Consider the following 21,945-nt stretch of genomic DNA (forward strand, 5'->3'; position numbering starts at 1 on the left):
CAGATGAATTTTCGCGCCGACACATAACTGTCAAATACCCAAAGTCGTGAAAATCCGATATAGTAGAGAAAGGGGAGGCTGATAAGATGATAACTTCCGTGTGGAAATCCATACGCAGCGGACAAATAGACCCTGTTTATCTCATTGTAGGAACAGAAAGCTATTTTATTGAAAAAACCTTGGACTTGTTAAAAGATAAATTGACAGTTGGTGGCGAACTAGAGCTGACGTTTTTTGATTTAGATGAAGTGCCAGTAGAGCACGTGATTGATGAAGCCGATACGTTTCCGTTTTTCAGCGATCGCAAGTTAATCATTGCTCGCAATGCATCGTTTTTAAAAGCTGCAGAACGTGGGAAAGAAAAAATTAACCACGATTTAAAATCGTTAGAAGCATGGCTTGAACATCCACCAAGCAGCTCGGTGACAATTTTTGTGGCACCTTATGAAAAATTAGACGAGCGTAAAAAAGTAACCAAACAAATGAAGCAACATACCGTATTGATCGAAGCAAAATCGTTGCAAGCAAATGATTTGGAAACGTGGTTAATGCACGAAGCGAAAAATTTTGGCAAAGGCATCGGGATAAAAGCCGCGCAACGGTTAATGGAGATGGCCGGTACGAATTTAACGTTACTTTCTTCAGAAATCGAAAAGATGTCTTTATACCTCGGATCCTCTGATGAAGATATTACGGTAGAGCTTGTAGAACAAATGACGGCGCGAACACTTGAACAAGATGCATTTAAAATGCTTCAGGCGTATTTAGATGGCAATGTTAGTGAAGCGCTTAGCGTCTATTATGATTTATTGCGTCAAAAAGAAGAGCCGGTTGCGTTAACGGCATTACTAGCTTCTCAAATTCGCTTTATGATTCAAGTTTATTATTTGCAGAAAAAAGGTTATCACGCACAGCAAATTTCAAAACAATTAAAAGCCCATCCATACCGGGTCAAGTTATTGGTTGAAAAGCGTCAGCAAATTTCTGAACAACGATTGCTTCAAGTGTTAGGTGATTTGGCGGACATCGATTTGCAACTAAAAACAGTAAGTGGCAATCGCGACCGCATACTGGAATTTTTCTTAATGAAACGTGCAGGTCAAAAAAAGCAGTAACTATAGCAAAAAGCCGGCTCCTCTAGAGGAACCGGCTTTTTAATGTGTTACGCTTGTTGTTTCATCAAGCGAGATTTTTTACGAGCTGCAGTGTTTTTGTGGATCAAGCCTTTAGAAGCTGCTTTTTCTACCTGTTGGATCGCCACTTTTACAGTATCGTTAGCGTTATCGTCTTTGTTAGTCAAAGCTGTTTCAGCTTTCTTAATAGAAGAACGCATTGCTGATTTTACATGTGAGTTTTGAGCGTTTTTAGTTTCGTTCGTGCGCACACGTTTGATTGCAGATTTAATGTTTGGCATATATTTCACCTCCTAGACAATATCGAAGAGCGGAAATTATCCTAACTCTTTTAATGTCTCTATACAACATGAGTTATTTTATCAAATCAACGACAGGAATGCAATAGTTACGTGCAAAGAAGTTTGCCTTGACAGTGAAATGATTTCACGGGCTTTCATTGCTCAATGTTAGCTGTACTGCTATAATTCATAGTAGTTTATATAGGAGTGAAGAGAATGAACAATGAGGAAAGATTATCCCGCCAAAGTAAAATCCGCAACTTCTCGATTATTGCGCACATCGACCATGGTAAATCGACACTGGCAGATCGAATTCTAGAAATGACGGAAGCATTGACTTCCCGCGAAATGAAAGCTCAGTCTCTCGATTCGATGGATCTTGAAAGAGAACGTGGCATTACGATTAAATTAAATGCTGTCCAGCTTAACTATAAAGCCAAAGACGGCGAAACGTATATTATGCATTTGATTGATACACCCGGACATGTCGACTTTACTTACGAAGTTTCACGTAGTTTAGCGGCTTGTGAAGGAGCTGTATTGGTTGTTGATGCTGCACAAGGAATCGAAGCGCAAACATTGGCTAACGTTTATTTGGCATTAGATAACGACTTGGAAATCCTTCCTGTTATCAATAAAATCGATTTGCCTGCAGCTGACCCAGAGCGTGTACGTCAAGAAATTGAAGACGTAATTGGATTAGATGCTTCTGAAGCTGTACTAGCTTCGGCAAAAGCAGGAATCGGCATTGAAGAAATTTTGGAACAAGTGGTTGCGAAAGTCCCAGCTCCAGTTGGAGATCCTGAAGCGCCGCTTCAAGCATTGATTTTCGATTCGATTTACGACCCTTACCGCGGTGTCGTTGCGTATATTCGGATTGTTCAAGGAAGACTAAAACCAGGTGACCGCATTCAAATGATGGCTTCTGGTAAAGAATTTGAAGTTATTGAAGCGGGCGTTTTCACGCCACACGCAACTCTTCGCGAAGAGTTAACAGTGGGAGATGTAGGCTTTTTGACAGCTGGCATTAAAAACGTTGGGGATTCAACAGTAGGTGATACCATTACACTAGCTAATAATCCTGCAGACAAAGCATTACCTGGTTACCGTCGATTAAACCCAATGGTTTATTGCGGACTTTACCCGATTGATACATCGAAATACAATGATTTGCGTGACGCTTTAGAGAAGTTAGAGTTAAATGATGCAGCATTGCAATTTGAACCTGAATCTTCTCAAGCACTTGGCTTTGGTTACCGTTGTGGTTTCTTAGGTTTATTGCATATGGAGATAATTCAAGAGCGTATCGAGCGTGAATTTAAAATTGATTTGATCACAACAGCTCCAAGTGTAATTTACGATGTTCATATGACCGATGGAGAAGTTTTGAAAATTGATAACCCGGCGATGATGCCAGATGCTCAAAAAATTCAATCGGTTGAAGAACCTTACGTAAAAGCGACAGTAATGGTACCAAATGAATACGTAGGTGCCGTTATGGAAATTTGTCAGCGTAAACGTGGGAACTTCTTGACGATGGATTATGTGGATGACATTCGTGTAAGCATCATTTATGAACTGCCATTAGCTGAAATTGTTTATGATTTCTTCGATCAGTTGAAATCAGGAACAAAAGGCTATGCATCTTTTGACTATGAATTGATCGGTTACAAAGAATCTAAGCTTGTGAAGATGGATATCTTGTTAAATTCAGAGCAAGTAGATGCATTGAGCTTTATCGTTCACCGTGACTTTGCTTATGAGCGCGGAAAAGTAATCGTAGATAAGTTGAAAAATTTAATCCCTCGTCAGCAATTTGAAGTGCCGATTCAAGCAGCTATCGGTCAAAAAATTGTTGCACGACAGACCATCAGTGCGATACGTAAAAACGTTCTTGCGAAATGTTATGGCGGCGATATTTCCCGTAAACGGAAACTTCTCGACAAGCAAAAAGAAGGTAAAAAGCGCATGAAGCAAGTTGGATCTGTTGAAGTTCCACAAGAAGCGTTCATGGCAATCCTGAAAATGGATGACCAATCAAAATAAAACGAAAAAAAGGAGGCGGAATTTCAGCCTCCTTTTCTTATTAGAAAAGAGGAAATAAAATGGTAAAGGGATTGTATATCCACATTCCATTCTGTCACCAAATTTGTTTTTACTGTGATTTCAATAAAGTTTATTTTAAAGATCAACCAGTCGATGCGTATATCGATTCGTTAGGCAAAGAACTAGCATTATGGAAACAACAAGGCGCACTCGACAAGCCGTTAGAAACGATTTTTTTAGGAGGCGGAACGCCGACATCGCTGACACCAGCTCAATTGGAAAAATTGTTAGCGTATATTCATCGCTACGTGCCCATGGCCGGGAATTTAGAGTGGACATCTGAAGCCAATCCAGACGAATTAACCAAAGACAAAATGCAAGTGTTGTTTGATGGTGGCGTAAATCGGTTAAGTATGGGTGTTCAGTCTTTCGATGAAGACTTATTAAAAAGACTCGGCCGAACGCATAGCAACTCGGATGTGAAACGAGCGGTAGATTCAGCGCGACAAGTTGGTTTTGAAAACTTGAGTTTTGACTTGATGTACGGCTTACCCGGGCAATCGATGCAGCAATGGGACGATACACTAGAGCGAGCATTTGCTTTTGATATGCCTCATTTCTCGGCTTACTCATTAATCATTGAACCGAAAACGGTGTTCTATAACTTAATGACAAAAGGCAAGTTGAATACAGTGACAGAAGATTTAGAGGCAGATATGTATGAAAAGCTGATGAATGAGATGGATAAACGTGGATTAAAGCAATACGAAATTTCTAATTTTGCTCGACCGGGACATGAATCTCACCATAATCTTTTGTACTGGGATAATGTTGAATATATTGGTGTTGGGGCCGGAGCACATGGTTATGTAGATGGTGTTCGCTATTCAAATGCGGGACCATTAAAAAAATACATGTCGCCTTTAGATGAAGGAGAGCGTCCGATTTTAAGCACGCACAGAGTCCCGCCGCATGAAAAAATGGAAGAAGAAATGTTTTTAGGCCTTCGAAAAACGGCTGGTGTTTCTTTAAATCACTTTCAAACTAAATTTCAAAAACCGATCCAAGATGTCTATGGCACGATTTTAGACAAGGAAATCGCACAAGGAAATTTAGAGATTGCAAATGGATTTATTAGGTTAACAAGAAAAGGGCGATTTGTGGGCAACGAGGTTTTTCAACAATTTTTATTAGCTTAAAGCTCTTGCGTTGACATTGGTCTTTTTATTTGTTAATTTAAATGTAGTCTTAGCACTCGAACACATAGAGTGCTAACAGAGGTGATGATCATGTTAACAGAACGGCAACTGCTCATTTTTAAAGTGACAGTAGATGATTATATTCAATCAGCTCAGCCGGTAGGATCGAACCAACTCTCCAAAAAGCTTGAAACTCCTTTTAGCCCTGCGACCATTCGTAACGAATTAGCGGAGTTAGAAAGACTGGGCTTTTTGGAAAAAACACATACGTCTTCCGGACGCATTCCTTCTGAAAAAGGATACCGTTATTACGTCGATCATTTGCTGACGCCAAGACCATTGCCGAAAGAGGACATTGTGCAATTGCGCTCGATTTTCGAAGAAAAACTAACGGAAACGGAAGAAATCATTAAGCGATCCGCAATGATTCTTTCGGAACTGACCAATTACACGTCCATTTTACTCGGACCTGATGTGCGCAGACATATCGTTAAAAAGTTGTCGATTGTTCCGTTGAGCCAAGATACTGCAGTGGCGATTATCGTCACCAATACCGGACATGTAGAAAATCGCGTCTTTTCAATTCCACCAGGACTAAACCCGGCGGACATAGAAAAAATGACGAATATTCTAAACGAACGGTTAGTGGGCGTGGCATTAAATAACCTGCATCTGCGGTTAGAACAAGAAACGTTATCGATATTAAAGCAGCATGTTGAGCGTTACGGCGAGCTGTTCCATACGTTTAGACAAGCGGTTTTGTTGCCCCATGAAGATGAAAACATCTATTACGGAGGCAAATTGAACATCTTAAAACAACCTGATTTTCACGATCTTCAAAAAATCAGAAATTTGATGGATGTTATGGAAGAAGCTAAGCATATACCGATGATTTTGCCTGTTGGAAGCCAAGGCCTCCACATTCGCATTGGATCGGAAAACACGCTTACAGCAATGGAAGATTGCAGTGTCATTACGGTATCGTATGATACTGGAAAAGAACAGACGGGTTCAATCGCTATAGTCGGCCCGAAGCGAATGGATTACAAGCGCATCGTTTCGATATTAGATATACTAAGTGGCGACTTATCGAAAGAACTAAACCGAATGTTTAAAGGAACGTGAACAAAGGAGGAACAAAATTGCCAAAAAAAAATGAGTCATTAAAAACAGACGAACAGGTAGTTGCCGAAGAAGTTGAAGTAAAAGCGGCTGAATCGGAAGTACAGTCAGAAACGGCGGATACAGAAACGCCAGAAACTGACCTTCCTGTTGAAGAAGAGGCTGAACCAGTTGACGAAGTTGAAGAGCTTCGTAAGCAACTTGAAGCAGAGCAAAACAAATATTTGCGCCTGTTAGCCGATTATGATAATTTCAAAAGGCGCACTCAAAAAGACAAAGAAATTGCCAATAAATTCCGTTCACAATCGTTGCTAGCAGACCTTTTGCCGGTCTTAGACAATTTTGAACGTGCAATGTCGGCAACAACGAAAAGTGAAGAATCTGCTTCGTTGCTAAAAGGCATTGAAATGGTGCAGAAATCTTTACTTGAAGCGGTAAACCGTGAAGGTTTGGAAGAGATTAAAGCGGTCGGTGAACAGTTCGACCCGAATTTCCATCAAGCTGTTATGCAAGAAAAAGATGATTCTGCAGAGCCGGGAGTGGTTTTACAGGAATTGCAAAAAGGCTATATCCTGAAAGATCGAGTTCTACGTCCTGCAATGGTAAAAGTAAACGAATAAAATTAATGGAGGAATTCAAAAATGAGCAAAATTATCGGTATTGATTTAGGTACAACAAACTCAGCAGTCGCAGTATTAGAAGGCGGCGAACCAAAAATTATTCCAAATCCAGAAGGTAACCGTACAACTCCTTCTGTTGTAGCTTTCAAAAACGGCGAACGCCAAGTCGGCGAAGTAGCAAAACGTCAATCCATTACAAACCCAAACACAATTCAATCGATTAAACGTTTAATGGGTACAGAAGAAAAAGTAACTGCAGAAGGCAAAGAGTATACAGCTCAAGAAGTTTCTGCAATGATCTTACAATACATTAAAGGTTATGCTGAAGAATATTTAGGCGAAAAAGTATCAAGAGCTGTTATTACGGTTCCTGCTTACTTTAACGATGCAGAACGTCAAGCAACTAAAGATGCTGGACGTATTGCGGGTCTTGAAGTAGAACGTATTATTAACGAGCCAACTGCTGCAGCTTTAGCATATGGCCTGGATAAAACAGATACAGATGAAACAATTCTTGTTTATGACCTAGGTGGCGGTACGTTTGACGTATCAATCCTTGAACTTGGCGATGGCGTATTCGAAGTAAAATCAACTGCCGGCGATAACCGTCTTGGTGGCGATGACTTTGATAAAATCATCATCGATTATTTAGTACAAGAATTCAAAAAAGAAAACGGCGTAGACTTGTCTAAAGACAAAATGGCTACTCAGCGCTTAAAAGATGCTGCAGAAAAAGCGAAAAAAGACTTGTCAGGTGTTTCTTCAACACAAATTTCATTGCCATTTATCACTGCTGGAGCAGAAGGACCGCTTCACTTGGAAATTACAATGAGCCGTGCGAAATTTGACGAACTAACTTCTTCATTAGTAGAACGCACTATGGGACCTACTCGTCAAGCATTAAAAGATGCTGGAATTTCAGCTTCTGAACTTGACCGCGTAATCTTGGTTGGTGGATCTACTCGTATTCCAGCTGTACAAGAAGCCGTTAAAAAAGAAACTGGTAAAGATCCGCATAAAGGCGTTAACCCGGATGAAGTTGTAGCAATGGGTGCAGCTGTACAAGGTGGCGTATTAACTGGAGACGTTAAAGACGTTGTTTTATTAGACGTAACTCCATTATCTCTTGGTATTGAAACAATGGGCGGCGTGTTCACGAAACTAATCGAGCGTAACACAACAATCCCAACTTCAAAATCACAAACATTCTCAACTGCTGCTGATAACCAGCCAGCTGTAGATATTCATGTATTACAAGGTGAGCGTCCGATGGCAGCAGCTAACAAAACGCTTGGTCGTTTCCAATTAGCGGACATTCCACCAGCACCACGTGGCGTTCCACAAATCGAAGTAAGCTTTGATATCGATAAAAACGGTATTGTAAGTGTTAAAGCGAAAGATCTTGGAACACAAAAAGAACAAACGATCACAATTCAGTCGAACACATCATTATCTGATGATGAAATCGAACGCATGATCAAAGAAGCAGAAGAAAACGCTGAAGCAGATGCAAAAGTGAAAGAAGAAGTTGAGCTTCGCAACGAAGCAGACCAAGCTGTTTTCCAAACGGATAAAACAATCACAGACCTTGGTGAAGTGGTTACTGAAGAAGAGAAAAAACAAGCGGAAGATGCTCGCGACGAACTAAAAGCGGCATTAGAATCAGATAGCACTGAAGACATCCGTGAGAAAAAAGACAAACTTCAAGAAATCTTGCAAGGTCTTTCTATGAAAGCTTACGAGCAAGCAGCAGCAGCTCAACAAGCTGGACAAGATGAAAATGCAAGTTCTGATAACGATGATGTAGTCGATGCAGAGTTTGAAGAAGTAAACGACGACAATAAGTAATACCTTGAAAAGTCAAAGCAAAGCAACATGCTTTGGCTTTTTCAATGTCTTTGCAACGAGGATTTAAACCGTGTACAATTACAATTGATTGCTAAGGGAGAGTGACTTATGAACAAGCGAGATTATTATGAAGTGCTGGGAGTATCCAAGTCTGCTTCCAAAGAAGAAATTAAAAAAGCATACCGGACTTTATCGAAAAAATTCCACCCAGATATTAACAAAGATGCAAATGCGTCTGAGAAATTCCAAGAAGTTAAAGATGCTTATGAAGTATTAAGTGATGAACAAAAACGTGCACAATACGATCAATTTGGGCACCAAGATCCAAACCAAGGCTTTGGTGGCGGAGCAGATGGTTTTGGTTTCGACGATATTTTCAGTACGTTCTTTGGTGGCGGGGCAAGACGTCGTGACCCGAACGCACCTCGTAAAGGAGACGATTTGCAGTATTCGATGACAATCGATTTCATGGATGCTGTATTTGGTAAAGAAGCTGAAGTTGAAATTCCTAAAGATGAAACTTGTGGCACATGTGATGGCTCTGGAGCTAAACCAGGCACCAAGAAAAAAACGTGTCCGTATTGCGAAGGTTCGGGTCAGATGAATGTAACGCAAGACACACCTTTTGGCCGTATGGTTAATCGTCGAACTTGTCAACACTGTGAAGGATCAGGACAAATTATTGAAGAAAAATGTACAACTTGCCGCGGCCAAGGAAAAGTCCGCAAAATTAACAAAATCAAAGTCACAATCCCAGCTGGTGTTGATGATGGTCAGCAATTACGTGTGACAGGTCAAGGTGGACCAGGTGTTAACGGAGGGCCAGCAGGAGATCTATATGTCGTATTCCGCGTAAAACCACATAAGCAATTCCAGCGCGAAGGCGATGACATTTACTTAGAGATATCAATCACGTATCCTCAAGCGGCATTAGGTGATGAAATTGAAGTGCCAACGGTATCAGGAAAAGTCAAGTTGAAAATTCCAGCTGGTACACAAAGTGGAGCACGTTTCCGCTTGAAGGGCAAAGGTGTTAAAAATGTCCACGGGTACGGAACTGGCGATCAGCATGTTGTTGTTCGCATAAAAACACAAACAAAACTTAGCGACAAACAAAAGCAGCTATTACGTGAATTTGCTGAAATTAGTGGAGATATTCCAGAAGAACATAGCAGTTCGCTTTTTGCAAAAATCAAACGTACAATTAAAGGCGACTCATAAAAGCTGGGAATGGTGGACGTTCTTTTATTCATCGCCAGCTAAAGCAATTCAATTTTACAAACAGAAGACTCTTGCGTGAGCAGGAGTCTTACTAACTGTAAAAGCGGAAAAGGAGCTGGGCACTATTGAAATGGTCAGAACTGTCGATTCACACGACAAACGAAGCAATTGAAGCAGTTTCTAATATTATGCACGAAGCAGGCGCGAGCGGAGTCGTTATTGAGGATTCAGAGGATTTAACAAAAGAGCGCGAAGATCGCTTTGGTGAGATTTATTCACTAGATCCTGAAGATTTTCCAGTTGATGGTGTTATTTTAAAAGCATATTTGCCCGTCAATAGTTTTTTAGGCGAAACAGTAGAGGCGATTAAGTTGGCAATAAATAATTTAGTTGCATTCGACATTAACTTAGGCAAAAACAAAGTTACAATTAGCGAAGTAAATGAAGAAGAATGGGCTACAGCTTGGAAAAAATACTATCACCCTGTGAAAATTTCTAAACGTTTTACAATTGTTCCGACATGGGAAACGTATAACCCCGTTTCGAGCGACGAGTTAATCATTGAATTAGATCCTGGAATGGCTTTTGGTACAGGGACGCACCCAACAACTGTAATGAGCCTTCAAGCATTAGAGAAAATGGTTAAACCAGCAGATCGTGTTATTGATATCGGTACAGGTTCTGGAGTATTGGCAATTGGAGCAGCTTTACTGTCCGCGAAAGAAGTATATGCACTAGATTTGGATGAAGTGGCAGTTAGATCTGCAACTATCAACGTTAAACTAAACAAAGTTCAAAATGTTGTGACGGTTGAAGAAGGCAATTTGACAGATAAAGTTGATCAGCCTGGTGACGTAGTGGTGGCGAATATTTTGGCAGAAGTTATTATGTCATTTACAGATGATGCCTTTACTATTGTGAAACCCGGTGGAGTTTATATTACATCAGGTATCATCTCAGCGAAGAAAAATGATGTAAAGACTGCTCTTGAAGAATCTGGCTTTATTATTGAAGACGTCATGATGATGGAAGACTGGGTTACCATCATTTCAAAAAAACCGGAGTAACGGGGTGCCACGATGCAACGATATTTTATAGAAGGCAAAATGCCTGGAAATCAAATAGTGACAATAACTGGCGATGATGCAAAGCACATCGCCAAAGTTATGCGTCAAACTGTTGGAGACAAATTGATTGCGGTGATCGAAGAACAAGCATTCCAAGCAAAAATAGTGTCTACAGAAGTTGATGTAGAAATAAAAATAGGCAACAAAATTGAATCACAAGTAGAACTTCCGAAACAAATTACAATTGCATGTGGGTTGCCTAAAGGTGACAAACTTGATTTAATAACTCAAAAAGCGACGGAACTGGGTATGTATGCACTCATCCCGTTTTCTGCAGAACGCTCTATTGTGAAATGGGACAATGCGAAAAGCGATAAAAAAGTCGGCCGCCTTCAAAAAATTGCGAAAGAAGCAGCGGAACAATCGCATAGAACGCATATACCCGAAATTCAAAACATTCATAGTTTTAAACAGTTGTTAAGTAAAGCGGAATCATATGACGCAGTCATTGTAGCTTATGAAGAAGAGGCAAGACAAGGCGATAGAACACGGTTTGCTGAAATTGTAAAATCATTGTATGATAAAGATTCAGTGTTATTTGTTTTTGGTCCTGAAGGTGGAATTTCTGATGCCGAAGTACAATCATTAAAAGACTTTGGCGCTATTTTCACTTCTCTTGGTCCACGCATTTTACGGACTGAAACTGCGCCTTTATATGCACTGTCAGCTATTTCTTGCGAATTCGAGTAAACATCAAGTATTTGTAGAAATTAGCTGGAAGAACAAACGACTTCTATATAGAATGGGGATTTTTAAAAATGACGAACATTGCATCTTATATCGACCATACGTTATTAAAGCCTGAATCAACTGAAAGCCAAGTAGTGCAGTTATGCAAAGAAGCAGCAGAATACAATTTCGCTTCTGTTTGTGTAAATCCAACTTGGGTTGAAAAAGCAGCTGCAGAATTAACGAATAGTGAAGTGAAAGTGTGTACAGTTATTGGGTTCCCGTTAGGCGCTTCTACCCCTGAAACAAAAGCTTTTGAAACAACGGATGCTATTTCTAAAGGCGCTGGAGAAATTGATATGGTGTTAAACATTGGTGCGTTAAAGAGCGGCAATACAGATCACGTGAAAAAAGATATTGAAGCAGTTGTTAATGCTGCAAAAGGCAAAGCAATTGTTAAAGTTATCATTGAGACGTGCTTGTTAACGGACGAAGAAAAAGTAACCGCTTCCCAATTATCTAAAGAAGCTGGAGCGGATTTTGTCAAAACTTCTACTGGCTTTTCAACAGGAGGAGCGACAGTTGAAGATGTCAAATTGATGCGTCAAACAGTTGGCTCTGAAATGGGTGTTAAAGCGTCCGGTGCTGTACGCAGCTTGGAAGATGTGGAAGCGATGATCGAAGCAGGAGCTACGCGCATTGGCGCAAGTTCTGGCGTGAAAATCATGCAAGGACTTACAGCAGATTCTGATTATTAACTGTTGACCTTTCACTTAGAATACGATATAATTTTTGAGTATATAACACTTGTTGTTCTTCGCTTCAACGTGTGTTCGGAGGGAGGGAAAAAGAGATGACAAAAACTACAGTTCGTAAAAACGAATCGATTGAAGATGCTCTTCGCCGCTTCAAACGCACTGTTTCTAAATCTGGAACAATGCAAGAGGTAAGAAAGCGCGAGTACTATGATAAGCCGAGCGTGAAACGTAAACTAAAATCAGAAGCTGCGCGTAAACGTAAATTTTAATTGACTTTAAGAAGCATATAGACTTTTAAAAAATATGAACGACCAGCGAAAACCGCCAACACAATCTTGTGTTGGCGGTTTTTCTAATTGTCACACAAGTAAGCGCATTCTTTCGTTATTGTGGAAGATTTCCTTTATAATAGATGTATAATAGGTTGAAACTTCTTCCCGGTTCAACCGTATATATAAATATAGAAGAAATTTGAAATGCGAAAGGAGAGATCCTGTTGAGCAAAGTCAAAGTCTTTATAGGTTTTGGACTTTTGCTATTGTCGTTTCTACTGATGCTCCCAGCTATCCAAGCTGACACTTCGACGGTGTACGTAATCCCGATCGAAGACGAAGTGGAACGAGGATTGCAGGCTTTTATCGAACGGGGAATTGAAGAAGCGGAAGATGCTGGAGCCGAGGCCATAATATTTGAAATAGACACACCGGGTGGGTTTGTAGATGCAGCAGACGGCATTGCTCGTCTATTAAACAAAACAGATATAGAAACATTGGCTTTTGTTAATCAAGATGCTTTGTCTGCTGGAGCGTTTCTCGCATTGCATACTGACGAAATTTACATGCACCCGAACGGACGTATGGGAGCTGCGCAAGTCATCAATCAGGCGGGCAATGCAGCAGCTGATAAAGCAAATAGTGCTTGGCTGTCCTCCATGAAAAGTGCAGCACAAACAGCTGACCGAGATCCCCAATATGCTTTAGCAATGGCGGATGCATCAATAGACCTTCCAGAAGTCGGTGCAGCTAAAGGGAAATTATTAACTTTAAATGCGAGAGAAGCTGAAGAAGTTGGGTATTCGGAAGGGACCGTTAGTTCTTTAAGTGAACTTCTTGGAGTAAAGGATTTTGAGAACGCAACAATCGTGACAATTGACGAAACGTTTTCAGAAAGTCTAGCTCGCTTTTTAACAAATCCGTTTATCGTGCCCATTCTATTATCAATTGCAGGACTCGGCTTGCTACTTGAGCTATTCACGCCAGGAGTCGGAGTTCCAGGGTTTATCGGAATGGTATTTTTACTGTTGTTTTTTTATGGTCATTTAGTGGCTGGCTTGGCAGGTTACGAATCCATCATTTTATTGGTTATTGGTTTCGGGCTATTAGTCGCCGAGTTTATCATACCGGGTGGGGTAGCTGGATTTTTGGGAGTTGCAGCTATTCTAGGTAGTATTTTATTGGCGGGAGGAGACTTGAAAACCACCGCCATAGCAGTACTTATAGCAATGATAGTAGCAACAGTAGGGATGGTGATCGTAGTGAAGTTTTTTGGAAAACGACTGAGTTTGTTCAAGCGCATTATTTTGATGGACGCCACCGATACAGCAAGCGGTTATGTATCGACGACAAATCGTCCAGAACTTGTCGGTAAAATTGCACGAACACTGACAGCACTCCGTCCATCAGGTACAATTCAGCTAGAGGACGAGCGAATCGATGCTGTCTCTGAAGGTAGATTTATCGACAGTGGGAAAAATGTTAAGATTATCAAGGTAGAAGGTTCGCGAATTGTAGTGCGTGAGCTGGATAAACAAGAGGAGGAATAAGAGAATGGGACTTGAAACAATAGGTTTGGGCGCAGCAATCATTGGTATCATTGTTATTTTGGCAATATTCTTTACATTTGTACCAATTACGTTATGGATTTCAGCATTAGCTGCAGGCGTAAAAATCAGTATCTTTACATTAATTGGGATGAGATTACGTCGAGTAATTCCGTCACGTATTGTAAACCCATTGATTAAAGCTTCAAAAGCAGGGTTAACTGTGACTATTAACCAATTAGAAAGTCATTACTTAGCTGGTGGTAACGTTGACCGTGTTGTTAACGCATTGATCGCGGCACATCGTGCCAATATCGAATTGCCATTTGAACGTGCAGCAGCGATTGACCTAGCAGGTCGTGACGTGTTAGAAGCTGTTCAAATGTCTGTAAACCCGAAAGTGATTGAAACACCATTTATCGCCGGTGTAGCAATGGATGGAATTGAAGTAAAAGCAAAAGCGCGTATTACGGTTCGCGCAAACATCGATCGTTTAGTCGGTGGTGCTGGAGAAGAAACAATTGTTGCCCGTGTTGGTGAAGGGATTGTCTCAACACTTGGTTCAAGCACAAGCCATAAAAAAGTTTTAGAAAACCCAGATCTAATTTCTCAAACCGTGTTATCAAAAGGTCTAGATTCAGGGACAGCGTTTGAAATTCTGTCTATTGATATTGCAGACGTTGATATCGGTAAAAACATTGGAGCGGAACTACAAACAGAACAAGCAGAAGCAGATAAGAAAATTGCTCAAGCGAAAGCTGAAGAACGACGTGCGATGGCGGTTGCAAGCGAACAAGAAATGAAAGCAAAAGTTGTTGAAATGAGAGCGAAAGTTGTTGAAGCAGAAGCAGAAGTACCACTTGCAATGTCTGAAGCTCTACGCAACGGCAATATCGGCGTTATGGATTACGTCAACTACAAAAATATTCAAGCCGATACGAGCATGCGTGATTCTATTTCAAAAACTGGCACGGATAAATCCGACAATAAATAATGGGCGTAAGCCTTAAGGGAGGTTTGTCGTGTGGAAGCTCTCATATTAGGACTGGTCATCATGGCGGTAAGTGCTTTTTTTAACAAAAATAAAAAAGATACCAATAAACGAGATACGCCGGTAAAACCCTTTGCGACAACTCCATCCACTACAAGAGAAAGTCGTTCTGGGAAAACCCGGTTTAAGCGAGTTGAAGATTATGCAAAGGAAATTTATGGTGAACTGCAAAATCAAAAAACTCAAGGGTCTGATCGTTTAGAAGAGGCAAAGCAAAAAGCAGCAGAAGTTGTGGATCGTACGCCTCTTCGTGAAGCCCGTGAAGAAATAGGGCGTCGTGTTACATCTAGTCATTCACAAAGCCGTGCATCGTTAAGCGAAGCAAGGTCAATCCGCAATCAACCTGTAATCCCTAAAGTAGAAAAAACTTCTGAGGAATTATTGCCACTTAGCAACGAAGACGTTAGAAGAGGGATTATTATGGCGGAAATTTTAATGCCGCCAAAGTCAAAGCGTTAATAAAATTCAGTCAGTGAAAACTGACTGATTTTTTATTATTTATAATTTTATTATGTAAACTAAACGATTTTTAGTAAATTTCTTTCACGGTAAATTTAAAAGTAAAAAGATTTTTCGTTAAAAGGTAAAAATTTCACACTAAATATGGGCAGAACAAATATTTTACAAGTGATTATCTTTAATGATAGAGTGAAATTAGCAGTAAATACTCGATCCTAAGGAGCGTCCACATGACAGAAAATAACCTACTAGAATTACATGTGAAAGACCCAAATGAAGCGGTACAGCTGCTCGGGATATCAGATAGCCATTTAACGCTAATCGAAGAAGCTTTTAATATTCAAATTATTACCCGTGGAGAAGTTATCAAATTGGCTGGTTCTGAGGAAGACAAACAAACGGGGAAATTATTAATAGAACAATTATTGCGGGTTATTCGCAAAAATATCAATATTGACCAACGTGATATTGTCTCAGCAATTGAAATGGCCAAAAATGGCACAATTGAATATTTTGCAGAACTTTATGATGTAGAAGTCGCGCGTAATGCCAACGGTAAAACCATTCGGGCTAAAACCATCGGACAAAGACATTACATTCATGCGATTCGCAACAAAGATTTGGTTTTTGGAATTGGTCCTGCTGGTACCGGTAAAACCTATCTCGCGGTAGTTTTAGCTGTCCAAGCCTTAAAAAATGGTCACGTGAAAAAAATCATTTTAACAAGACCAGCAGTAGAAGCGGGCGAAAGTCTTGGGTTTTTACCAGGCGATTTAAAAGAAAAAGTAGACCCTTATTTACGCCCATTATATGATGCGTTGCATGATGTGTTAGGGCTTGAACAAACCAATCGTTTTATCGAGCGTGGGACCATCGAAATTGCGCCTCTTGCTTATATGCGAGGACGAACATTGGATGAAGCGTTTGTCATTCTAGATGAAGCGCAAAACACGACAAAAGCGCAGATGAAAATGTTCTTAACACGTCTAGGGTTTGGATCAAAGATGGTAATTACAGGTGATAAAACACAAATAGACTTGCCGCGTGGTGCTGAATCTGGATTAATTGCCGCGGAAACGATTTTATCAAGTGTGCGAAATATTCATTTTCAATACCTTGAAAGTGGCGACGTGGTTCGTCATCCGCTTGTAGCAAAAATTATTGATGCCTATGAAAATCAACCAACATAAAGCAAGGTGCAGGGATTATTTTCCCTGCACCTTTTTCTATAATAAGAACAAGAGGAATGTACTACTGCTCGTATATACGGACATAATTTCAAATTATTAGAAAAAAACACGGTGAAAACTATTTCTTTAGTTGTTATGATGGAACTAGGAAATGTGGGGTGGAATAAGATGCGTCAAAAGGCACGAGATCTTTTTGAAAAACTAGGTTATCGAAAAATAATGATGGCCGGCATGTTGTTAACAGGAATCATTTTATACGGCTTTTTACTGGATTCTGTTCAAAGCGATACATACGATATACAATTGTTCCAATTATCACAGGAAACAATACGTTCTGAAAAAACCGTGGAAGATCCAGTGAAAACGGAATTAGAAAGGCAACGGCTTACTGAAGAAGTTGCGCCAAGCTACCAGTTTATGAGTGAGATTGTGGACAATCAAACTGCTTTGGTTGCCTCGATATTTGGCTATATTTTGGAGGTGAAAGCTCCTCCTGAACAAGAAGAAGATCGGCTAACGAAAGAAGAAATGATTGAAAAACTGCGAGAAGATTTAAGGTTATTGGAAACAAGTGATAACGGACTGCGGTTAACAGACGATATGTTAAGTTCGTTATTGTCTCTATCAGAAGCTCGCTTACTTAATGTGCAAAAAGAGTTAAACAATTTATTGGAATCGTCTTTAAACGAATCGATTCGCGTAGAAGAAGTGGCGCGTTATCGAACAGAAATTGAACAAGAAATTCGCCGCAATGAAACAATTCCAAACGACATTATCCAAGCGGCAGTGACTATTGGGCGTTTTGGTATAATTGCAAACGAAGTAGTCAATGAAGAGTTAACAGCTAAGCAAGTAGAACAAATTCGAAATAGTGTTGAACCAACACGTATATTACAAGGACAAGTTCTCGTTCAAGAAGGCCAAGTAATTGACCGGGAAGTATACCGTCAGTTAGAACTAGCTGGAATGACTGAAGAGCGACTCAATTATAAACCGTTACTAGGCTTGTTTATTTTCGTTATTATTGCAGTAGGGCTGCTATTTATCGTTATTTCTCGATCAAAAAAAGATGATGAACACAAAATAACCGAGATGCTTGTTGTAATGGTAGCGACTTCTATATCATTAATATTGATGAAGTTACTGTCTGCGATTAGCAATAATTTCGATTTAGTCATTTCTTTTTTCTTTCCTACAGCATTAGCCGGCATGCTAGTGTGTTTACTAGTCAATGAACGAGCGGCTGTATACGTTACTATTTTTGTTAGTGCAGCAGCAGGTTTAATGTTGCCGAGTGGTTATTCTGCTACTTTACAAGTAGACGTTGCGTTTTATATTCTTTTTGGTGGATTAACAGCGATTTATTTGATCGATCGAGTAGGCGGACGTGGACGGTTACTTCATATAAGTTTAGCAGTAGCGTTCGCTAACGCATTGTTTGTTGCTTTTTATTTGTTATTAGGGCAAACACAATACAGTTGGTCAGAAATTGCTTTTTATTTTTCGGCTGCTGTAGTCTCAGGATTATTATCTGGAGCATTGGCAATTGGGTTTCTGCCATTTTTTGAATCGGCATTTGGAATGTTGTCTACAATGCGTTTGATCGAGTTATCCAATCCGAATCATCCGCTCTTAAAGAAAATTTTGATGGAAACACCGGGAACTTATCATCATAGCTTGATGGTAGCAAACTTGGCGGACGCTTCTTGTGAAGCGATTGGAGCAAATGGGCTATTAGCGCGAGTTGGGTGTTATTATCACGATATTGGCAAAACAAAATACCCACAGTTTTTTATCGAGAATCAAGTTAATATCGAAAATCCACACGACCGGTTGCCTCCTGAGAAAAGTCGGGATATTATTTTGGCACATGGCATACAAGGGGCACAAATGTTGAAAAAGCATAAAATGCCAAAAGAAATTATTGATGTAGCTGCGCAACATCACGGGACGAGCCTATTGAAGTTTTTCTATTACAAAGCAAAAGAAACCAATCCCGATGTTGATGAAAATACTTACCGCTACGAAGGTCCGAAGCCGCAAACAAAAGAAATTGCCATTATATCTATAGCGGATAGTTTAGAAGCAGCAGTGCGATCCATGAAAGAGCCAACATCAGAAAAGATAAAAAAATTGGTAGATTCGATTGTAGAGGATAAACTAAAAGATGGGCAGTTCGAAGAATGTGATATTTCTTTAAAAGAACTAAAAAAAGTAAAAGAGGTAATGTGTGATACATTGAATGGAATATTCCATTCGCGTATTGAGTATCCGAAAGAAACCAACTGACAGGAGGAACTGTTATGATAGCTATTGATTTTATGGATGAAACAGAAAGTTTAGATCAAAAAGAATTGGATTTTGTCAAAAAAATACTAGAGCATGCTGCTAAGCAAGAAAAAGTCACGGATTCTGAAGTATCCGTGACTTTTGTCACCAATGAAATGATTCGTGATATTAATCGTGAATACCGCGGGAAAGATCAACCGACGGATGTCATTTCGTTTGCCATGGAAGAAATGGGAGAAGGAGAAACAGCGATTATCGGTTCACAAGAACCGCGCATGTTGGGTGACATCATTATTTCTTTAGATCGGACAAAAGAGCAGGCTGAAGATTTTGGTCATTCTTTTGAACGAGAGCTAGGCTTTCTAGCGATCCATGGCTTTTTACATCTGTTGGGCTATGATCACATGACCGAAGAAGATGAAAAAAAGATGTTTTCTCGCCAGGAGGAGATTTTAGTCTCTCTCGGCATCAGGCGTGATAACCATGACGGCGCGTAGGTTTTTCCGTTCTTTTTGGTTTGCAGCTCAAGGAATTGGGACAGCTTTAAAACGTGAACAAAATATTCGTTTTCACCTTATAGCCGCGATCATTGTTGTAATCGCAGGGTGGTTAACGGTCTTGTCATACGCAGAATGGTTAGTAATCATTTTATTAATCGCAGGCATGATCGCATTAGAGATGGTCAATTCAGCTATTGAACGGGTCGTCGACTTGGTGACGGCTGAACTTCATCCGCTTGCTAAACAAGCAAAAGATATGGCGGCAGGTGCGGTTTTGGTATTTGCAGCGGCAAGTGCTATAATTGGATTAATAATATTTTTACCCAAATGGTTTTAAATTCGTAGAGGTGATTAAAAATGGAAAAAGAACAATTATTGAAAAAATCGATAGAAGCACGAAAAAATGCGTATGTGCCCTATTCAAAATTCCCTGTAGGGGCAGCATTATTGACAGCTGATGGAAAAGTCTACTTAGGCTGTAACATTGAAAACGCAGGCTACTCATTAACAAATTGTGCAGAGCGCACAGCGGTATTTAAAGCGGTGTCAGAAGGCGACAATAAGTTCGTAGCTTTAGCTGTATCAGCAGACACAGCAGGGCCTGTAGCGCCATGTGGTGCATGCAGACAAGTGTTGGCAGAGTTTTGTCCGCCGAACATGCCTGTTTACTTAACAAATTTAAAAGGTGACGTTCAGGAAACAACAATCAGCGAATTGCTTCCCGGCGCATTTTCAACGGAGGATTTAAAATATGCAGCTAGAGAATAACGGATTTAAATCAGGTTTCATTTCAATCATTGGTCGTCCAAACGTCGGTAAATCGACGTTTCTTAACCGTGTGGTGGGCCAAAAAATTGCCATTATGAGCGACAAGCCCCAAACGACACGAAACAAAGTGCAAGGCGTTGTGACAACAAATGATAGCCAAATGATTTTTATCGATACACCCGGCATTAATGAACCCCGTCATAAATTAGGTGACTTTATGTTAAAAGTGGCAAAAAACACGTTCCGCGAAGTGGATGTATTGTTATTTGTTGCAAGTGGCGTGGACCGCGTCGGGAAAGAAGATCGGTATGTACTAGAAATGCTAAAAGGAATCGATGTCCCGGTATTTTTAGTAATCAATAAAATCGATCAAGTACATCCGGATAATTTGCCGAAAATTATTGAGTCATACCGCAATGAATTTGATTTTGCAGAAGCGATTCCGATTTCAGCGCTAGAAGGAAACAACGTTGAAACGTTATTAGCAAAAATTAATGAGCGGCTTCCTGAAGGACCTCAATACTACCCAGCGGATCAAATTACCGATCATCCAGAACGATTTATCATTTCAGAATTGATTCGTGAAAAAGCACTGCATTTGACGCGCGAAGAAATTCCGCATTCGATTGCAGTTGTTATTGAAAAAATTGCACCGGATTCTGAAAACAAAAACATGATTCGAGTTCAAGCAACGATTATGGTCGAGCGCGATTCTCAAAAAGGCATTGTGATTGGCAAAAAAGGCGTATTGCTTAAACAAATCGGTACGCGTGCCCGCCAAGACATTGAAAATTTGCTTGGATCGAAAGTGTATTTGGAATTATGGGTGAAAGTTCAAAAGGATTGGCGCAACAAAGCGATGCATTTACGCGATTTCGGCTTCAGAGAAGACGAATATTAAGGAGTCCTTCCCATGCAAAATCAAGTAGAAGGTATTGTGATTCGCACAATGCCTTATGGCGAAACCAATAAAATCGTCACCTTGTTTACGAAAGAAGCAGGGAAAATCACTTGTATGGCAAGAGGTGCGAAAAAACCGGCTAGTCGATTAGCGGCCATCACCCAAGTATTTACTCATGGAAGTTTTTCCATCTACAAAGGAAAAGGCATGGGGACTATACAAGCAGGAGATCCGTTAGAATCACTCCGGCATATTCGTGAAGACATTATGTCTACTGCTTATGCAAGTTATGTTACGGAATTGATTGATCGTTTAACCGAACAAGATGAACCGCAACCAGCCATTTTTGATATGTTGTATCAAGCCCTTCATGCGATTGATGATGGGTATGACCCAGAAGCAATTACCTTGTTTGTCGAGTGGAAAATGCTCCAAACAGCAGGGTTAACGCCAACACTTCATCAATGTGCTAATTGTGGGTCGACTGAAGGAGAATTTGCCTTTTCGTTTCAAGAACTTGGGTTTCTTTGTCATCGTTGTTTTCATATCGACCGTTACATTATTCGGTTGAGTCCAGCGTTAGTAAAGCTTATCCGTACGTTCTACTTTGTGCCAATTGAGCGCGTAGGATCTTTAACTTTGAAAAAAGAGTCAAAGAGCTTGCTCAAACAAATTGTCCGCACCATTTACGAAGAAAAAGCAGGGATTCGCTTAAAGTCACGGAAGTTTCTCGAACAATTAGAACGAACTCCCGAATTTTTGCCTAAAAAAGAAGAGTTGCCTAAAGACGAATAGTCTTTTGGCAACTCTTCTTTTTTTTTTTGAACGAGTCACGCCGTCGCGTTTGTGCGGTTCGCCGTTTTCAACATTAAAAACTTTGTTTTAACAGCAATAATACTAATCAGGGTGATAAATCACGCACCGGTAAGTAAACGAAATAAAAA

Annotated in this window: 22 protein-coding genes; 21 read left to right on the plus strand and 1 reads right to left on the minus strand. The window is 40.2% G+C overall.

The genetic code is table 11. From position 1 onward, the window contains the following. Positions 1 to 86 precede the first annotated feature (86 nt). Positions 87 to 1,115 carry a DNA polymerase III subunit delta gene (gene holA, locus BCM40_RS07045; RefSeq protein ID WP_065526555.1) on the plus strand — a complete coding sequence of 343 codons (1,029 nt, stop codon included), beginning with the start codon at positions 87 to 89 and terminating at the stop codon, positions 1,113 to 1,115. Positions 1,116 to 1,162: 47 nt separating this feature from the next. On the opposite strand, the gene rpsT is transcribed toward holA, so the two are convergent. Further along, a complete protein-coding gene (rpsT, locus tag BCM40_RS07050) occupies positions 1,163 to 1,414 on the minus strand; it encodes a 30S ribosomal protein S20 (RefSeq protein WP_065526554.1) in 252 nt (83 codons plus the stop codon). Positions 1,415 to 1,630: 216 nt separating this feature from the next. On the opposite strand from rpsT, the gene lepA reads away from it, so the two are divergent. The 20 genes from lepA to recO all read left to right on the plus strand — a co-directional run bounded on the left by lepA (position 1,631) and on the right by recO (position 21,796). Then, a complete protein-coding gene (lepA, locus tag BCM40_RS07055; protein ID WP_065526553.1) occupies positions 1,631 to 3,460 on the plus strand; it encodes a translation elongation factor 4 in 1,830 nt (609 codons plus the stop codon). Between the two features lie 59 nt (positions 3,461 to 3,519). Further along, positions 3,520 to 4,659 (plus strand): radical SAM family heme chaperone HemW, encoded by a 1,140-nt coding sequence (gene hemW, locus BCM40_RS07060; protein ID WP_065526552.1) that lies wholly within the window; start codon positions 3,520 to 3,522, stop codon positions 4,657 to 4,659. A 90-nt stretch (positions 4,660 to 4,749) separates the two neighbouring features. Beyond that, positions 4,750 to 5,784, plus strand: coding sequence for a heat-inducible transcriptional repressor HrcA (gene hrcA, locus BCM40_RS07065; RefSeq protein WP_065526551.1), 1,035 nt, complete (start codon positions 4,750 to 4,752; stop codon positions 5,782 to 5,784). A 17-nt stretch (positions 5,785 to 5,801) separates the two neighbouring features. After that, complete coding sequence (gene grpE / locus BCM40_RS07070) at positions 5,802 to 6,401, plus strand: nucleotide exchange factor GrpE (protein ID WP_065526550.1); 600 nt, start codon at positions 5,802 to 5,804, stop codon at positions 6,399 to 6,401. Between the two features lie 21 nt (positions 6,402 to 6,422). Then, the gene (gene dnaK, locus BCM40_RS07075; RefSeq protein ID WP_065526549.1) at positions 6,423 to 8,249 is read left to right on the plus strand and encodes a molecular chaperone DnaK; all 1,827 of its coding nucleotides are present in this window, start codon (positions 6,423 to 6,425) and stop codon (positions 8,247 to 8,249) included. Positions 8,250 to 8,357: 108 nt separating this feature from the next. Then, positions 8,358 to 9,470, plus strand: coding sequence for a molecular chaperone DnaJ (gene dnaJ / locus BCM40_RS07080; protein ID WP_065526548.1), 1,113 nt, complete (start codon positions 8,358 to 8,360; stop codon positions 9,468 to 9,470). Between the two features lie 125 nt (positions 9,471 to 9,595). After that, positions 9,596 to 10,537 (plus strand): 50S ribosomal protein L11 methyltransferase, encoded by a 942-nt coding sequence (gene prmA / locus BCM40_RS07085; RefSeq protein ID WP_065526547.1) that lies wholly within the window; start codon positions 9,596 to 9,598, stop codon positions 10,535 to 10,537. A gap of 12 nt (positions 10,538 to 10,549) precedes the next feature. Then, on the plus strand, positions 10,550 to 11,287 hold the full coding sequence (locus BCM40_RS07090; RefSeq protein ID WP_065526546.1) for a 16S rRNA (uracil(1498)-N(3))-methyltransferase: 738 nt from the start codon (positions 10,550 to 10,552) through the stop codon (positions 11,285 to 11,287). 68 nt (positions 11,288 to 11,355) lie between these two features. After that, positions 11,356 to 12,024, plus strand: a complete 669-nt coding sequence (gene deoC / locus BCM40_RS07095) for a deoxyribose-phosphate aldolase (RefSeq protein WP_065526545.1) — start codon at positions 11,356 to 11,358, stop codon at positions 12,022 to 12,024. Between the two features lie 95 nt (positions 12,025 to 12,119). Beyond that, a complete protein-coding gene (rpsU, locus tag BCM40_RS07100; protein WP_008431605.1) occupies positions 12,120 to 12,293 on the plus strand; it encodes a 30S ribosomal protein S21 in 174 nt (57 codons plus the stop codon). A 227-nt stretch (positions 12,294 to 12,520) separates the two neighbouring features. Then, positions 12,521 to 13,846 (plus strand): NfeD family protein, encoded by a 1,326-nt coding sequence (locus BCM40_RS07105; protein WP_156851271.1) that lies wholly within the window; start codon positions 12,521 to 12,523, stop codon positions 13,844 to 13,846. Positions 13,847 to 13,850: 4 nt separating this feature from the next. Beyond that, positions 13,851 to 14,837: a flotillin-like protein FloA gene (gene floA / locus BCM40_RS07110; RefSeq protein WP_065526544.1), complete on the plus strand. Its 987-nt coding sequence runs from the start codon at positions 13,851 to 13,853 to the stop codon at positions 14,835 to 14,837. A gap of 30 nt (positions 14,838 to 14,867) precedes the next feature. After that, a complete protein-coding gene (locus BCM40_RS07115; protein ID WP_065526543.1) occupies positions 14,868 to 15,353 on the plus strand; it encodes a hypothetical protein in 486 nt (161 codons plus the stop codon). 230 nt (positions 15,354 to 15,583) lie between these two features. Continuing rightward, entirely contained in the window at positions 15,584 to 16,543 is a 960-nt protein-coding gene (locus BCM40_RS07120) for a PhoH family protein (protein WP_065526542.1), read from the plus strand. 168 nt (positions 16,544 to 16,711) lie between these two features. Beyond that, complete coding sequence (locus tag BCM40_RS07125) at positions 16,712 to 18,832, plus strand: HD family phosphohydrolase (protein WP_065526541.1); 2,121 nt, start codon at positions 16,712 to 16,714, stop codon at positions 18,830 to 18,832. 14 nt (positions 18,833 to 18,846) lie between these two features. Next, positions 18,847 to 19,329, plus strand: a complete 483-nt coding sequence (gene ybeY / locus BCM40_RS07130) for an rRNA maturation RNase YbeY (protein ID WP_065526540.1) — start codon at positions 18,847 to 18,849, stop codon at positions 19,327 to 19,329. After that, positions 19,316 to 19,669: a diacylglycerol kinase family protein gene (locus tag BCM40_RS07135; RefSeq protein ID WP_065526539.1), complete on the plus strand. Its 354-nt coding sequence runs from the start codon at positions 19,316 to 19,318 to the stop codon at positions 19,667 to 19,669. Before ybeY ends, BCM40_RS07135 begins: the two co-directional genes overlap by 14 nt. A gap of 20 nt (positions 19,670 to 19,689) precedes the next feature. Further along, on the plus strand, positions 19,690 to 20,100 hold the full coding sequence (locus BCM40_RS07140; protein WP_065526538.1) for a cytidine deaminase: 411 nt from the start codon (positions 19,690 to 19,692) through the stop codon (positions 20,098 to 20,100). Further along, a complete protein-coding gene (era, locus tag BCM40_RS07145; RefSeq protein WP_065526537.1) occupies positions 20,084 to 21,001 on the plus strand; it encodes a GTPase Era in 918 nt (305 codons plus the stop codon). Before BCM40_RS07140 ends, era begins: the two co-directional genes overlap by 17 nt. Positions 21,002 to 21,013: 12 nt before the next feature. Further along, entirely contained in the window at positions 21,014 to 21,796 is a 783-nt protein-coding gene (gene recO / locus BCM40_RS07150) for a DNA repair protein RecO (protein ID WP_065526536.1), read from the plus strand. Positions 21,797 to 21,945 lie beyond the last annotated feature (149 nt).

The sequence above is a fragment of the Planococcus donghaensis genome, assembly GCF_001687665.2.
Taxonomy (GTDB): Bacteria; Bacillota; Bacilli; order Bacillales_A; family Planococcaceae; genus Planococcus; species Planococcus donghaensis.